Source organism: Streptomyces sp. NPDC050388 (assembly GCF_040655635.1).
Taxonomy (GTDB): domain Bacteria; phylum Actinomycetota; class Actinomycetes; order Streptomycetales; family Streptomycetaceae; genus Streptomyces.
The window spans coordinates 1-14,901 of the sequence record NZ_JBFAKH010000006.1 but is presented as its reverse complement, the minus strand read 5'-3'; the positions used below and the strand labels follow the sequence as shown (position 1 = coordinate 14,901).

Annotated in this window: 11 protein-coding genes and 1 pseudogene; 6 read left to right on the top strand and 6 right to left on the bottom strand. The window is 71.1% G+C overall.

What is annotated here, in order from left to right; all coding sequences use genetic code 11:
* The first annotated feature begins 104 nt into the window (after positions 1-104).
* On the top strand, positions 105-926 hold the full coding sequence (locus AB0I73_RS04765) for a DUF3558 family protein (RefSeq protein WP_363033777.1): 822 nt from the start codon (positions 105-107) through the stop codon (positions 924-926).
* Between the two features lie 149 nt (positions 927-1,075).
* Positions 1,076-2,455, top strand: coding sequence for a DUF2637 domain-containing protein (locus tag AB0I73_RS04760; RefSeq protein WP_363033775.1), 1,380 nt, complete (start codon positions 1,076-1,078; stop codon positions 2,453-2,455).
* Positions 2,456-2,543: 88 nt separating this feature from the next.
* On the opposite strand, the gene lysS is transcribed toward AB0I73_RS04760, so the two are convergent.
* A complete protein-coding gene (gene lysS / locus AB0I73_RS04755) occupies positions 2,544-4,289 on the bottom strand; it encodes a lysine--tRNA ligase (RefSeq protein ID WP_363033773.1) in 1,746 nt (581 codons plus the stop codon).
* Positions 4,290-4,532: 243 nt separating this feature from the next.
* Between lysS and argS the strand changes: the two genes are divergently transcribed.
* Positions 4,533-6,293 carry an arginine--tRNA ligase gene (gene argS, locus AB0I73_RS04750; RefSeq protein WP_363033771.1) on the top strand — a complete coding sequence of 587 codons (1,761 nt, stop codon included), beginning with the start codon at positions 4,533-4,535 and terminating at the stop codon, positions 6,291-6,293.
* A gap of 144 nt (positions 6,294-6,437) precedes the next feature.
* On the opposite strand, the gene hemB is transcribed toward argS, so the two are convergent.
* Together hemB and AB0I73_RS04740 are read right to left on the bottom strand one after the other, a co-directional pair.
* Positions 6,438-7,433 (bottom strand): porphobilinogen synthase, encoded by a 996-nt coding sequence (hemB, locus tag AB0I73_RS04745; protein ID WP_363033769.1) that lies wholly within the window; start codon positions 7,431-7,433, stop codon positions 6,438-6,440.
* Between the two features lie 63 nt (positions 7,434-7,496).
* Positions 7,497-8,153: a TetR family transcriptional regulator C-terminal domain-containing protein gene (locus tag AB0I73_RS04740; protein WP_363033767.1), complete on the bottom strand. Its 657-nt coding sequence runs from the start codon at positions 8,151-8,153 to the stop codon at positions 7,497-7,499.
* Between the two features lie 148 nt (positions 8,154-8,301).
* On the opposite strand from AB0I73_RS04740, the gene AB0I73_RS04735 reads away from it, so the two are divergent.
* Entirely contained in the window at positions 8,302-9,636 is a 1,335-nt protein-coding gene (locus tag AB0I73_RS04735; RefSeq protein WP_363033765.1) for an NAD-dependent succinate-semialdehyde dehydrogenase, read from the top strand.
* 81 nt (positions 9,637-9,717) lie between these two features.
* On the opposite strand, the gene AB0I73_RS04730 is transcribed toward AB0I73_RS04735, so the two are convergent.
* Positions 9,718-10,344: a lamin tail domain-containing protein gene (locus AB0I73_RS04730; protein ID WP_363033763.1), complete on the bottom strand. Its 627-nt coding sequence runs from the start codon at positions 10,342-10,344 to the stop codon at positions 9,718-9,720.
* 595 nt (positions 10,345-10,939) lie between these two features.
* On the opposite strand from AB0I73_RS04730, the gene helR reads away from it, so the two are divergent.
* The gene (gene helR / locus AB0I73_RS04725; RefSeq protein WP_363033761.1) at positions 10,940-13,072 is read left to right on the top strand and encodes an RNA polymerase recycling motor ATPase HelR; all 2,133 of its coding nucleotides are present in this window, start codon (positions 10,940-10,942) and stop codon (positions 13,070-13,072) included.
* A 76-nt stretch (positions 13,073-13,148) separates the two neighbouring features.
* On the top strand, positions 13,149-13,763 hold the full coding sequence (locus AB0I73_RS04720; protein ID WP_363033759.1) for an RraA family protein: 615 nt from the start codon (positions 13,149-13,151) through the stop codon (positions 13,761-13,763).
* Between the two features lie 675 nt (positions 13,764-14,438).
* Here the strand turns inward: AB0I73_RS04720 and AB0I73_RS04715 are convergent.
* Positions 14,439-14,732: pseudogene (locus tag AB0I73_RS04715) on the bottom strand (3-hydroxyacyl-CoA dehydrogenase family protein); the annotation flags it as partial.
* A 70-nt stretch (positions 14,733-14,802) separates the two neighbouring features.
* The coding region (locus AB0I73_RS04710) for an acyl-CoA dehydrogenase family protein (RefSeq protein ID WP_155525297.1) at positions 14,803-14,901 on the bottom strand (99 nt) is incomplete at its 5' end.

Here is a 14,901-nt window from a genome sequence, read left to right as displayed (position 1 = left end):
ACCCCTCGGACCCCTTTTCGACCGCAGGTTCGACCACGGGTTCGACCGCAGGGAACACGAGCGTCATGAGTGAAGGAACCATGCAGCGACGAGCAGAGTGTGACATGGGGGTACCGCCCACGCCGTCCGGGCAGTGGGGGAGAGCGAAGCGCCTCAACCGCGTTCTTGTCTGTGCGGCGGCCGTCCCCGCGATGCTGATCGCCGCCGGCTGCTCCTCGGACTCCGGCTCCGACGGCGGCGAGGACAAGGCGGCCGACACCTCCGCATCGGCGTCCCCGAGCCCGTCCCCGACGGTGCGGGCGGCGGTGTACACGGACCTCCCGGAAGCCTGCGACGTCCTGTCGGAGAAGACCCTGGGCGACCTCGTGCCCAAGGCGAAGTCGGGCAAGGAGGGCCAGTCCGACGACATCGCCAAGCGTGCCAGCTGCTCCTGGAGCAGTCTCGCCAACAACGGCGTGGACGGCTCTCAGTTCCGCTGGCTGAACGTGTCGATGCTGCGCTTCGACTCGGACGTCGCACGCGGCGCGGGCGACGAACTGGCCAAGGAGTACTACGACAAGCAGGTCAAGGACGCCCAGGCCACCGACGGCGCCAAGGGCACCGAGGCGGAGCCGATCTCCGGCACCGGCGACGAGGCGACGGCCGTGCGCTACGACCTGAAGAAGAAGGAAGGCGCCTTCAAGCAGCAGACGGTGGTGGCGCGCGTCGAGAACGTGGTCGTCACCCTCGACTACAACGGGGCGGGCCTCGCCGGGGACAAGACGCCGAGCGCCGACGAGCTGATGAAGGACGCGAAGAAGGCGGCCGAGGAAGCGGTGGCGTCCGTGACCGGGACCAAGGACGGCAAGAGCAGCAAGGACGACAAGGACGACAAGGGCGACGGCGGGGCCCCCGGGAGCGGCGCGCCGTTGGAGTCGAAGGGCTGACGAACAGGCGCAGAAGCGTGCACGGAGACGCACCCGAAGGCGTACCCGGAGACGTGCGGTGAGGCTCTGGCACGGAACCGGCCACCCGCCCTCCGCACACATGTGCCACTCTGTTGCGCGCAACAACACGCAAGAGGAGGGGAGTACGGGTGGCCGCGCCCATTCAGCTGACACGGACACACCGGGTTCTCATCGGCGTGGTCGTCGCCGGAGCCGTGATCATCGCCGGAATCGGCTTCGCGGGTTCGTACGCGGCCGTCCGTGAACTGGCCCTGCAGAAGGGCTTCGGGAACTTCAGTTACGTGTTCCCGATCGGCATCGACGCCGGCATCTGCGTCCTGCTGGCCCTGGATCTGCTGCTGACCTGGATCCGCATCCCCTTCCCGCTGCTGCGTCAGACGGCGTGGCTGCTGACGGCGGCCACGATCGCCTTCAACGGCGCGGCGGCCTGGCCGGATCCGCTCGGTGTGGGGATGCACAGCGTGATCCCCGTCCTGTTCGTGGTGGCGGTGGAGGCCGCCCGGCACGCGGTCGGCCGGATCGCCGACATCACCGCGGACAAGCACATGGAGGGCGTCCGCCTCACCCGGTGGGTGTTGTCGCCGATCCCCACGTTCCTGCTGTGGCGGCGGATGAAGCTGTGGGAGCTGCGCTCCTACGAGCAGGTCATCAAGCTGGAGCAGGAACGTCTCGTCTACCAGGCCCGGATGCGCTCCCGCTTCGGCCGGAGCTGGCGGCGCAAGGCCCCGGTGGAGTCCCTGATGCCGCTGCGCCTGGCCAAGTACGGCGTCCCCCTCGCCGAGACGGCCCCGGCGGGCCTGGCGGCGGCCGGCATCGAACCGGCTGTGCTCCCGCCGGCCCCCGAGCAGCGGACGGCCGTGGACGGCCCGGCCATGGCGTCGTCGGCGCCCGCCCTGCGGCAGGCGGCCCCTTCCGCGGAGCGGCGCCCCGAGCTGACGGGCGACCCCGGCACCGCGGACCCCCGGAATTCCCAGGGCTCCCAGGACCCCCGGGGCCCCCGCGAGTCCCCGGACGCGGAGGAACCCACGGCGCAGCCCCCGTACGACCAGCAGCCCGCCCCGGACCAGAACCTGTGGCTGCACGCCCGGGACCCGCAGACCGTCGAGTACCACGGCGGCTACGACCCCACGTACGACCCGCAGTACGCCCAGTGGATCGCGGAGCAGGAGCAGGCCGAGCAGTACCGCCGGCAGTTCGAGGAGGCGCCCCCGCTGCAGGAGCCGTCCCCGGAGGACACCGGCACCTTCCCCATCCCGGTCGGCCCGGGCCGCACCCGTGAACTGGGCGAGGGCGGCGGCCCTCCGGAGCCCCCGGCCCCGGACGAGGAGGAGTACTACCGGCTGTTCAAGCAGTCGATAGGCGACAGCGGCTACCCGACTCCGCGAGAGTTCGGCGAATACGTCGAGGCGACGTACAGCCGCTCCCTGCCGGACGCCGACGCCAAGCGCATGGTCCTGGAGTTCCAGAACCGCCACTCCGTCGAGCTGGAGGAAGACCACATCGCGTGATCCGCACGCGGCACATCGACGTGTACGACGGCGGGGGCGCCCGGTGAAACACCGGGCGCCCCCGCCGTCGTGTGCGTCGATGTGCCGGTCAGTGCCCGAGCAGCCTCCGCACCCGCTCCTGGCCCACCGCGAGCAGCAGGGTGGGCAGACGCGGACCGGTGTCACGGCCGACGAGCAGGTGGTACAGCAGCGCGAAGAACGACCGCTGCGCGGTCTTGATCTCCGGCGGCAGCTCCTTCGGCGTGGCGTCGGCGGGGAAGCCGGCCTGCACCTTGGGAACGCCGTAGACGTGGTGCGTGAGCCCGTCCAGCGACCAGTGGTCGGCGAGCCCGTCGACCAGCAGCCGCAGGGACTCGCGCCCCTGCTCGTCGAGCGACTTCAGCAGCTCCTCGTCGGGCTCCGTACGGACGATGGTGCGCTGGTCGGCGGGAACGTGGGTGTTGATCCACGCCTCGGCCTTGTCGTAACGCGGCCGCGCCTCGTCCAGGGAACCCAGCGGGTTCGCGGGGTCGAAGTCGCTGAGGATGCGCAGCGCCTGGTCCGGGTGCCCGCCGGTGATGTCGGCGACGGAGGCAAGGGTGCGGTACGGCAGCGGCCGGGGCGTCCTCGGCAGCGCGCCGCTCGCCGTGCCCACCGCGCGGGAGTGCGCGGCGACGTCGGCGGGCAGCCCGGTGCCCTCGGCGACCTTGGCGTCGAGCCGGTCCCACTCGTCGTAGAGGCGCTGGATCTCCTGGTCGAAGGCGATCTTGAAGGACTGGTTGGGCCGGCGCCGGGCGTACAGCCAGCGCAGCAGCTGCGGCTCCATGATCTTCAGCGCGTCGGCGGGGGTCGGCACGCCACCGCGCGAGGACGACATCTTCGCCATGCCGCTGATCCCGACGAATGCGTACATCGGGCCGATCGGCTGCTTGCCGCCGAAGATCCCGACGATCTGCCCGCCGACCTGGAACGACGAACCCGGGGACGAGTGGTCGACGCCGGACGGCTCGAAGACCACGCCCTCGTACGCCCAGCGCATCGGCCAGTCGACCTTCCAGACCAGCTTGCCGCGGTTGAACTCGCTCAGCCGGACCGTCTCCGAGAAGCCGCACGCGGTGCAGGCGTAGGTCAGCTCGGTGGAGTCGTCGTCGTAGGCGGTGACGGTGGTGAGGTCCTTCTCGCAGTTGCCGCAGAACGGCTTGTACGGGAAGTAGCCGGCGGAGCCGAGGCTGCCGTCGTCCTCGGCGGCGGCGCCGGAGCCCTCGGCGGCCTCCAGCTCGGCCTCGTCGACCGGCTTCTGCTGCTGCTTCTTCGCCGGGGCCTTCTTGGTGCGGTACTGGGCGAGGATCGCGTCGATGTCGCCGCGGTGCTTCATGGCGTGCAGGATCTGCTCGCGGTAGGCACCGGAGGTGTACTGCTCCGTCTGGCTGATCCCGTCGAACTCCACGCCCAGTTCGGCGAGCGACTCGATCATGGCGGCCTTGAAGTGCTCCGCCCAGTTCGGGTACGCCGAGCCCTTGGGGGCCGGGACCGAGGTGAGCGGCTTGCCGATGTGCCCGGCCCACTCCTCCTCGTCGACGCCGTCGATGCCCTTGGGGACCTTGCGGTACCGGTCGTAGTCGTCCCAGGAGATCAGGTGCCGCACCTGGTGGCCGCGGCGGCGGATCTCGTCGGCGACCAGGTGCGGGGTCATGACCTCGCGGAGGTTGCCCAGGTGGATGGGGCCGGACGGCGACAGCCCGGACGCGACGACGACCGGTTTGCCCGGGGCCCGACGCTCCGACTCCTCGATGACGTCATCCGCGAAACGGGAGACCCAGTCGGTGGTCTCGGTGCTCTGAGCCACGATCGGCACGTCCTTCTTTCTGCTCGGGCAGCCGGTACGGTCGCACGGCTGACCCCTCCATTCTCCCAGCCCGGACCGCATCCGCGAAAACCGCTTTTCACCCGCGCCCCGGGGCGCGGGCCGTGTCGACTTGCGGCTCCGCCGCACGGGCGCGACGAGCCCCCGCCGGCCCGCGACCAGGAAAACGCTGTGCCACCCGTGGGATACTGACCAGGTCTATCTGAACCCACGAGGAGAACGGCACCCACTCCTATGGCCTCGGTCACATCGCTCACCGATCTCGTCAACCAGCAGCTCGCGTCCGCCCTCTCCGCCGTCCGGCCGGAGGCGTCCGCGGACCCGCTGCTGCGACGAAGCGACCGGGCGGACTACCAGGCCAACGGCATCCTGGCGCTGGCCAAGAAGGCGAAGGCGAACCCGCGGGAGCTGGCCGCCGAGGTCGTCGCGCAGGTCGTCACCGGCGACGAGCTGATCAAGGACGTCGAGGTCTCCGGACCCGGCTTCCTCAACATCACCGTCGCCGACCGGGCGATCACCGGGAACCTCGCCGCGCGGCACGCGGACGGCGAGCGCCTCGGCGTGCCGCTGAACGAGAACGCGGGCGTCACGGTCGTCGACTACGCCCAGCCGAACGTGGCGAAGGAGATGCACGTCGGTCACCTGCGGTCGGCGGTCATCGGCGACGCCCTGCGCGCCCTGCTCGACTTCACCGGCGAGAAGACGATCGGCCGACACCACATCGGCGACTGGGGCACCCAGTTCGGCATGCTCATCCAGTACCTGTTCGAGCACCCGGGCGAGCTGGCCCCCCCGGGCGAGGTCGACGGCGAGCAGGCCATGAGCAACCTGAACCGCGTGTACAAGGCGTCGCGCGCGCTCTTCGACTCGGACGAGGAGTTCAAGGAGCGGGCCCGCAAGCGGGTCGTCGCCCTCCAGTCCGGCGACAAGGAGACGCTCGAGCTGTGGCAGCAGTTCGTGGACGAGTCGAAGGTCTACTTCTACTCCGTCTTCGAGAAGCTCGACATGGAGATCCGCGACGAGGAGATCGTCGGGGAGTCCGCGTACAACGAGGGCATGCCCGAGACCGCCCGGCTCCTGGAGGAGATGGGCGTCGCGGTGCGCTCCGAGGGCGCGCTCGTGGTGTTCTTCGACGAGATCCGCGGCAAGGACGACCAGCCGGTCCCGCTGATCGTGCAGAAGGCCGACGGCGGTTTCGGCTACGCGGCCTCGGACCTGACGGCGATCCGCAACCGCGTCGTCGACCTGCACGCGACCACGCTGCTGTACGTCGTCGACGTGCGCCAGTCGCTGCACTTCAGGATGGTCTTCGAGACGGCCCGCCGGGCCGGCTGGCTGAACGACGACGTCACCGCGCACAACATGGGCTACGGCACGGTGCTCGGCGCGGACGGCAAGCCGTTCAAGACGCGTGAGGGCGAGACCGTGCGGCTGGAGGACCTGCTGGACGAGGCGGTGCAGCGGGCCGCGGAGGTCGTGCGGGAGAAGGCGCAGGACCTCACCGAGGACGAGATCCGGGAGCGGGCCGCGCAGGTCGGCATCGGAGCCGTGAAGTACGCGGACCTGTCGACGTCGCCGAACCGGGACTACAAGTTCGACCTCGACCAGATGGTCTCCCTGAACGGCGACACGTCGGTCTACCTCCAGTACGCCTACGCCCGTATCCAGTCGATCCTGCGCAAGGCCCCCGACGGCGTACGCCCCTCGGCGCACCCGGAGCTGGCCCTGCACGAGGCCGAGCGGGCACTGGGCCTGCACCTGGACGCGTTCGCGGAGACGGTGGCGGACGCGGCGCGGGAGTACGCCCCGCACAAGCTGGCCGCCTACCTGTACCAACTGGCGTCCCTGTACACGTCGTTCTACGACAAGTGCCCGGTGCTGAAGGCCGAGTCGCCCGAGCAGGTGGCCAACCGCCTGTTCCTGTGCGACATCACGGCCCGCACCCTGCACCGGGGCATGGCCCTGCTGGGCATCCGGACGCCCGAGCGGCTCTGAGCGCCCGGAAGGCACGACGCACGCGGCCCGTCCTCTCCTCGGGAGGAGAGGACGGGCCGCGGCCGTTCACGCGATCGACCGGCTCCGCCGCGTCCGGCCGGACGCGGCGGAGCCGGTCCTGCCTCGAGGCCACCGTGGGCTGGGCTACTCCCCCAGCTTCCGGGCGACTTCGGTGGCCCAGTAGGTGAGGATGTTCTGCGCGCCGGCCCGCTTGATGCCGGTCAGGGTCTCCAGGATCGCCCGGTCGCGGTCGATCCAGCCCTTCTCCGCGGCGGCCTCGATCATCGAGTACTCCCCGGAGATCTGGTACGCGGCCACCGGCACGTCCACGGCGTCGGCGACCCGGGCGAGGATGTCCAGATACGGACCCGCCGGCTTGACCATCACCAGGTCGGCGCCCTCCGCCAGGTCCAGCGCCAACTCCCGCATCGATTCACGGACGTTGGCCGGGTCCTGCTGGTACGTCTTGCGGTCGCCCCGGAGCGACGAGCCGACGGCCTCGCGGAACGGCCCGTAGAAGGCGGAGGCGTACTTGGCGGTGTAGGCGAGGATCGCGACGTCCTCGCGGCCGATCTGGTCGAGGGCGTCACGGATGACGCCGATCTGCCCGTCCATCATCCCGCTGGGCCCCACGACATGGGCGCCCGCGTCGGCCTGCACCTGCGCCATCTCGGCGTACCGCTCAAGGGTCGCGTCGTTGTCGACCCGCCCCTGCTCGTCCAGTACCCCGCAGTGCCCGTGGTCCGTCGTCTCGTCGAGGCACAGGTCGGACATGACGAGCAGGTCGTCGCCCACCTCGGCCCGCACGTCCCGCAGGGCGACCTGGAGAATCCCGTCCGGGTCGGTGCCCGCCGTGCCCAGGGCGTCCTTCTTCGACTCCTCCGGGACCCCGAACAGCATGATCCCGGAGACTCCGGCCGCCACGGCCTCGGCCGCCGCCTTCTTCAGGGTGTCGCGCGTGTGCTGCACCACGCCCGGCATCGCCTCGATCGGCACCGGCTCGCCGACCCCCTCGCGGACGAAGGCCGGGAGGATGAGGTCGGCGGGGTGCAACCGCGTCTCGGCGACCATCCGACGCATGGCGGGGGTGGTCCGCAGACGCCGGGGCCGGGTGCCGGGAAAAGATCCGTACGTCGTCATACCTCCCACGCTACGCCCGCCCGCCCCGTGCCTTTACCGACGCCGAGTCGGGCCGGCTCGCCGTCAGCGCGGTGCGAGGGCTCCGGACGCCAGCCCCAGCTCGGCTTCCGCGAAGGTGCGGGCCATGTCGGCGATCGGGGCGGCACGGTGTCCCACGCCGGTGTTGACGTAGGCGCTGGTCCCGTCGATCGCGACGTGGATGCGGACGGCTGCCGCCCAGGGGTCGGCGCAGCGGAAGTCCCCCGCCGCCACCCCGGCGGCGACGACCCGCTCGATACGCCGGCACCAGAGCAGGTCCTGCTCGACGACGTGCTCGCGGAGCACGGGCCGGTAGCGCGCCAGATGCCGGGCGTTGAGCCAGAGCCTGCTGACGTCGTCGAAGTCGGCGCTCGAGGTGAGCGAGAAGAGCCGCCGCAGCGCACGCACCGCACCGCCGGGGCCGGGGTCGGCGGGCAGCTCCGGCAGCTCCGGCAGCTCCGGCAGCAGGCTGTCGAGCTCCGCCATGGTGGCGCTGGTGAAGGCCTCGGCGACGAGTCTGTCGGCCGCGGGGAAGTAGTGGCCGACGAGTCCGGGCCGGACGCCGAGCTCGTCGGCGACCCGGCGCAGGGTGACGCACTCCAGCCCTTCGGTGAGCCCGATCCGCGCGGCGGCGGTGACCATCTCGCTGCGGCGCTCGGCCGGCGCCTTGCGGACACGCTTTTCCGGACCCCTTGACGTCATGCCGGGGATGTTATTGAGTGAGCGACCAATAAGACAATCGGGCAATGTGGCACTGGGGTACACACCCGCTGTGTGCGACCATCGTGCGCTGCCTCAGCCGCCCCGGAGCCCACCCACACCCACCCTCCCCCGGAGCACTGGAGCACTGATGTACGCCGTCACCGACCCCACCACCGGCGAAGTCGCCGAGCTCTACCCGACCGCCAGTGACGCCGAGGTCGAGGCGGCCGTCACCGCCGCCCACGCCGCCACCGCGTGGGGCCGCACGAGCACCGCCGCCGAACGCTCCACCCTGCTGCGCCGGCTCGGCGACCTCCACGCGGAGCACCGGGCCGAGCTGGCGGCGAGCATCGTGCGCGAGATGGGCAAGCCGCTCGCGGAGGCCGAGGGCGAGGTCGACTTCTGCGTCGACATCTACCGCTACTACGCCGACCACGCCGGGGAGTTCCTCGCCGACGAACCGCTCGACGTCACCTCCGGCCCGGGCAGCGCCGTCATCCGGCGCAGCCCGCTGGGCGTCCTGCTCGGGATCATGCCGTGGAACTTCCCGGCCTACCAGGTGGCCCGCTTCGCCGCCCCGAACCTCGCCCTCGGCAACACCATCGTCCTCAAGCACGCCCCGCAGTGCCCGGCCACCGCGGCGCTGCTGGAGCGGCTGTTCACCAAGGCGGGCTTCCCCTCCGGCGCCTACGTCAACGTCTACGCCACCAACGAGCAGATCGCCGAGGTGATCGCCGACCCGCGCGTCCAGGGCGTCTCGCTCACCGGCTCGGAGCGGGCCGGTTCCGCCGTCGCCGAGATCGCCGGGCGCCACCTGAAGAAGGTCGTGCTGGAGCTGGGCGGCTCGGACCCGTTCGTCGTGCTGTCCACCGACGACCTCGACGCGGTCGTCGACGCCGCCGTCGCCGCCCGCCTGGACAACACCGGCCAGGCCTGCAACGCCGCCAAGCGGTTCGTCGTCGTCCAGGACCTCTACGACGCGTTCGTCGAGAAGTTCACCGCCCGCCTGCTCGCCGGCGCGACGGGCGCTCCCCTGTCGTCGGCCGCCGCCGCCGAGAACCTGGGCCGCCAGGTCGACGAGGCCGTCGCCCAGGGCGCCACCCTGCACACCGAGGGCGAGCGGCACGGCGCGTACTTCCCCGCCGGAGTCCTCACGGGCCTCACCACCGACCACACCGCCGCCCGCCAGGAACTCTTCGGCCCGGTCGCCATGGTCTTCCCGGCCACCGACGAGGACGACGCCGTGCGCATCGCCAACGACACCCCCTACGGCCTCGGCTCCTACGTCTTCACCACCGACCCCGCCCAGGCCGAACGCGTCGCCGACCGCATCGAGGCCGGCATGGTCTTCGTCAACGGCGTCGGCGCCGAGGGCGCGGAGCTCCCCTTCGGCGGCATCAAGCGCTCCGGCTTCGGCCGCGAACTCGGCCGCCCGGGCACCGAGGAGTTCGTCAACAAGAAGCTGATCCGCACGGTGGCCTAGCCACACTGCCGGCCGTGGGCCCGGGAAACGCCCGAGGGCGTGTCACGGCAGTCGGCCGTGACACGCCCTCGGGACGGTGGGTCAACGCTGGTGGCGCCCGTGGTCGCCACCACGCTCGTCGGCCCGGTTGTCGCTGCGGTCGTGGCCGCGGTCACGGTCACGACCGTGGTCGCGGTCGCGGTCGCGGCCATGACCCCGGTCGTGGTCACGGCCACGGTCACGGTCGTGGCCCCGGTCACGGTCGTGGTCGCGACCACGACCCCAGCTCTCGGTGTCGACGACCGAACCACGGCGGTCCGACAGGGTGGCCCGGTCGGAGTGGTTGTCCCAGATGTGCCTGCTGCGGTCCTGGTAGACGTCACGGCGGGTGTCACGACCGGATCCCGTGTGCACCGTGACCGTCGAGCGGCCGTTCAACCGCAGGTGGCGGAAGGTGTACTTGTCGCCCTTGCTGTTGCGCAGGGTCCAGCCCTTCAGGTCGACGCTGTGGCGGGACCGGTTGGTGATGTTCACCCACTCCCCGTTCAGCGAACGGTTGCTGCGGGTGTCCGGGCCGGGAGCGTTGTACTGGACGTCGCTGATGACGACCTGCCGGCGGTCGGGACCCCTGTCCTGGACGGCGGACGCCGGCAGGGCGGCGGCCGCCACGACGGAACCGGTCACCAGGGCGACAACGGTCAGACGGCGAGCGGCGGAAGAAGCAGACACGTGGTCCCCTTCGCGTTCGTGCGCCGGCCCGCCCCGCACAGGGACGGGCGGCGCTCTCCGAGTGGTACGTCCCGGCTGGCTGCCGAGGTCTCCCACCCTGCCGCCGTGACGGGCCCTTTCGCGGGAAGTCCGCCTACGGATGACGTAATACGGATATGTCCGCAACAGTCGGTTGCCGGATGCACGGATACCGTTCGAATACGGGGCCCGAATCGATGCATCGCACATCGACCCGTGGCCCGTCCGGGTCCGTCACCGTTCAGCCAGGGTCGCGCCCCGGCACACCACCACACGCGCCACCCCGCCCTTCGCCCGAAAGTGGGTAACGGGACCGACAGGGCGCAGGGGGTGAAGGACGTGAGCACGGGAGGCTCGTCCGAGGCACCGCGTCATGCTGAAGAGGGGGGCTTGCCCACTCGCGGTGACGATCGAGGCGGCGACGAGGGCCGGCGGGGGAGCACCACGCGAGGGCTGCAAGAAGGCGAGGGGGCGAACCCACTCCTCGCCACTCTCAACGTATAGCGCGCCGGGGGGCTTGCGGCAAGGCCCCCTCCAGGGCGCAGAATCGCTGACCGTGACTCCGACAAACCAACCGATGACCAGCGTGTTCGCCCTCCCCGAACGCCTCTCCGCCAAGGCCGACCCGCACCTGATCGCCAGGGACGAACAGCACTTCGCGGCCCTCGCGGAGAGCCTCGAGCAGACGATCGCCGAGCTGTCCGACCGCCGCGACGCCACGCTCAGGGCACCCGGCGGGGCCGGCCGGGAGGCGATGGACCGGGACATCGAGGTGCACCGGCTGACCGCCCGCCTGCGCGCTCTGCGCCGCTTCGGCCTGGACCTGTGCCTCGGGCACATCGTCGGCGCGGACGACGGCGAGCCCGTGTACATCGGACGGCTCGGCCTCACCGACAGCACGGGCCGTCGCCTGCTGCTCGACTGGCGTTCCCCCGCCGCCGAGCCGTTCTTCGCGGCGACCCACGCCCACCCGATGGGGCTCGCGAGCCGCCGCAGGTACCGCTGGACCGGTGGCCGCATCAGCGACTACTGGGACGAGGTGTTCACCGCCGACGGGCTGGAAGGGCACGCCGCACTCGACGACCACTCCGCCTTCATCGCCAGCCTGGGCGGCAACCGGTCGGCTCGGATGCGGGACGTGCTCGGCACCATCCAGGCCGACCAGGACGCCGTCATCCGCGCGGGCTCGCGCGGCGCGCTCGTCGTCGACGGCGGCCCGGGTACGGGCAAGACCGTCGTCGCCCTGCACCGCTCCGCGTACCTCCTCCACTCCGACCCGCGCCTCGGCCACCGCAGGGGCGGCGTGCTGTTCGTCGGTCCGCACCAGCCCTACCTGGCCTACGTCGCCGACGTCCTCCCCAGCCTCGGCGAGGAGGGCGTGCGGACCTGCACCCTGCGGGACCTCGTCCCCGAGGGAGCCGCGGCAACGGCCGAGACCGACCCCGAGGTGGCCCGCCTGAAGTCGTCCGCGGACATGGTGAAGGCGATCGAGACCGCCGTCCGCTTCTACGAGGAGCCGCCCACCCGGGCCATGACGGTCATCACCCCCTGGTCGGACGTCCGCCTGACCGCCGACGACTGGGCCGAGGCCTTCGAGGCGGCGGAACCGGGCACCCCGCACAACGAGGCACGCGACCAGATCTGGGACGAGCTGGTCACGATGCTGCTGGACAGGCAGAGCGGCGACGACGTCTCCCCCGTCCTGTTCCGCAAGGCCCTGTCCCAGAACAAGGAGCTGCTCACCGCCCTCAACAACGCCTGGCCGCTCCTCGAACCCACCGACCTCGTCTCCGACCTCTGGTCGGTCCCCGCCTACCTGCGCCTGTGCGCCCCCTGGCTCGCCCCCGACGAGGTGCGTGCCCTCCAACGCGAGGACGCCCAGGCCTGGACGGTGTCCGACCTGCCGCTCCTGGACGCGGCCCGGCAACGGCTCGGCGACCCGAAGGCGTCCCTGCGCAAGCGCCGCCACGACGCCTCGGTCGCCGCCCAACGCGAGCGGATGGCCGCCGTCATCGACAACGTCATCGCCTCCGACGACGACGGCGAGGGCGCGGTGACCATGCTGCACGGACGGGACCTCCAGGACACCCTGATCGACGGGACCGCCCTGCCCGCCCCCGAACCGGACGCGCTCGCCGGCCCGTTCGCGCACGTCGTCGTCGACGAGGCCCAGGAACTGACCGACGCCCAATGGCAGATGCTGCTCCTGCGCTGCCCGTCCCGCAGCTTCACCGTCGTCGGCGACCGCGCCCAGGCCAGGCACGGCTTCACGGAGTCCTGGCAGGAACGACTCCGCCGAGTCGGCCTCGACCGCGTCGACGTGGCCACCCTGAGCATCAACTACCGCACGCCGGAAGAGGTCATGACGGAGGCCGAGCCGGTCATCCGCGCCGCCCTCCCGGACGCCAACGTCCCGACCTCCATCCGCAGCAACGGCATCCCCGTCGTCCACGGACCGCTCTGCGACCTGGACTCGATCCTCGACACCTGGCTCGCCGCCCACGACGACGGAACCGCCTGCGTCATCGGCCACCCCACGTTCCGGTCCACGCCCCGCGTCCGGTCACTGCCCCCGGAACTGTCCAAGGGCCTGGAGTTCGACCTGGTGGTCCTCGTCGACCCGGACTCGTTCGGCGAGGGCATCGAGGGAGCCGTCGACCGCTACGTCGCGATGACCAGGGCGACCCGGCAACTCGTCATCCTCTCCTGACGCCGTAGCCGGTTCCCGTACGCTCCAACCCCCGCCCGCGGCGTCTTCGAAACACGTCCTTGAAACAGAGGAAGCGATGAACCAGGCATTCACACACGTCCCCTCCACCACCCTCGCCGACCTGCTGGGCCGCGCGCAGGTCATGGACATCGGCATCCGCCCGCTGTGGAACGCACCGCGCGTCGCGGGCCCCGCGTACACGGTGCGGTGCGAGCCCGGCGACAACCTGATGCTGCACGCCGCGATCTACCGCGCCGAGCCGGGCTCGGTCATCGTGGTGGAGTCGGGCGACGTGGACCACGCCCTCGCCGGCGGCAACGTCTGTGCCGTCGCCCAACGCCGGGGCGTCGCGGCCTTCGTGGTCGACGGCGTCATCCGCGACCTCGGCGAGGTGCGCGAGGCCGGCTTCCCGGTCTTCTCACGCGGCGTCATCCCGATCCCCGGCACCAAGGAGAAGATCGGCGCGCTCGGTGAGCCGGCCCGGGTAGGCGGTGTCCTGGTGCACCCCGGGGACATCGTGGTCGCCGACGAGGAGGGCATCGTCGTCGTCCCCACCGCACGCGAGGAGGAGATCCTCACGGCCGCCCGGTCCAGGCTCGCCAAGGAGGCCGAGGATTCCCTCGACACCTGGGAGGCAAACCACCGCGCCCGCATAGAGGAAGCCTTGAGCGCCCAGGACTTCACCGGCTGACCAGCTCCCCAGCCTCTGCCCTCGGGCTGTACGGGAAGGTACACGCTCAGGCTGACCGGCTTTCCCGGCCTCGGATCACTACGGCAGCTCCGCCCCGTCCCGGACCGATCGGCCGACGACGGACTCAGCCCCGGCTCACGACTGGATGCCGCACCCCAAGGCAGGACCCGAACGGTTCCCGTGTTCACTGTTGGTCGTTTGACGAAGGAGGTGCCCGGCCCTGTCCCAGCGGCTCTCCGTGGTCACCCCGCAGCACTTCACCACGGCCTCCCGGACCAGCTCCTTCAACCAGCCCGAAAGTTCCCGTCCTCCCTGCAGCCCAGGGCCAGGGCCCGCCGCCCCCGGCCCGTGTCCATCAGGTTTGCGCCAGTGCAGGCTTGAGAGACGTAGTAAGGCCGGTCCCTGTGCGTACACCTTTCCGTCCTGCTTACCGGACCCGCCCCATCTGACGGTGCGGGGACGTCCCGGCGTTGTCAGGACCGCTGTCCGCCTTCGCCAGCGACTCCCTGATCAGGCTGTCCTCAGCTTCACCACCCTGCTGCGACAGAGCGGAGGAGAAGACCTCCCACCTCCTCACGATCAAACAGCGCCTCACGGCGCACGAAGCCGTCGCAGTCCTGTACGGGATGCGGGCGGTCGGCGCCGCCCATGCTCGACGCCATGACCGACAGGAATTCAGGTGCTGTAGGAGTAAAAGCCACGACCGCTCTTGCGGCCCAGATGGCCGGCGGCGACCATGCGCTGCAGCAGTGGCGGAGCGGCGTACAGCGGCTCCTTGAACTCCTCGTACATCGACTCGGCGACGGCCTGGGCGGTGTCCAGGCCGATGAGGTCGAGCAGTCGCAGCGGTCCCATCGGGTGGGCGCAGCCGAGCTCCATGCCGCGGTCGATGTCCTCCGCGCGTGCCGTTCCGGACTCGACCATACGGACGGCGGCGAGCAGGTAGGGCACGAGTGTGTCCAGGCTGTTGCGCACACCTGCCTCGGCGATTCCAGAGCCCGCCGCCCCATGAGCACCACAGGAGGGGCGCAACCCGCCGTCACGGCAGGTTGCGGGCCATGACGATGCGCTGGACCTGGTTGGTGCCCTCGTAGATCTGCGTGATCTTCGCGTCGCGCATCATCCGCTCCACCGGGTA

What these genes read in the sequence shown, in the direction of transcription:
- helR (WP_363033761.1), top strand. Translation starts at nt 10,940, where the DNA reads ATGACCAGCGTGTTCGCCCTCCCCGAACGCCTCTCCGCCAAGGCCGAC.
- hemB (WP_363033769.1), bottom strand. Translation starts at nt 7,433, where the DNA reads ATGACGACGTACGGATCTTTTCCCGGCACCCGGCCCCGGCGTCTGCGG.
- argS (WP_363033771.1), top strand. Translation starts at nt 4,533, where the DNA reads ATGGCCTCGGTCACATCGCTCACCGATCTCGTCAACCAGCAGCTCGCG.
- AB0I73_RS04720 (WP_363033759.1), top strand. Translation starts at nt 13,149, where the DNA reads ATGAACCAGGCATTCACACACGTCCCCTCCACCACCCTCGCCGACCTG.
- AB0I73_RS04765 (WP_363033777.1), top strand. Translation starts at nt 105, where the DNA reads ATGGGGGTACCGCCCACGCCGTCCGGGCAGTGGGGGAGAGCGAAGCGC.
- AB0I73_RS04735 (WP_363033765.1), top strand. Translation starts at nt 8,302, where the DNA reads ATGTACGCCGTCACCGACCCCACCACCGGCGAAGTCGCCGAGCTCTAC.
- AB0I73_RS04740 (WP_363033767.1), bottom strand. Translation starts at nt 8,153, where the DNA reads ATGACGTCAAGGGGTCCGGAAAAGCGTGTCCGCAAGGCGCCGGCCGAG.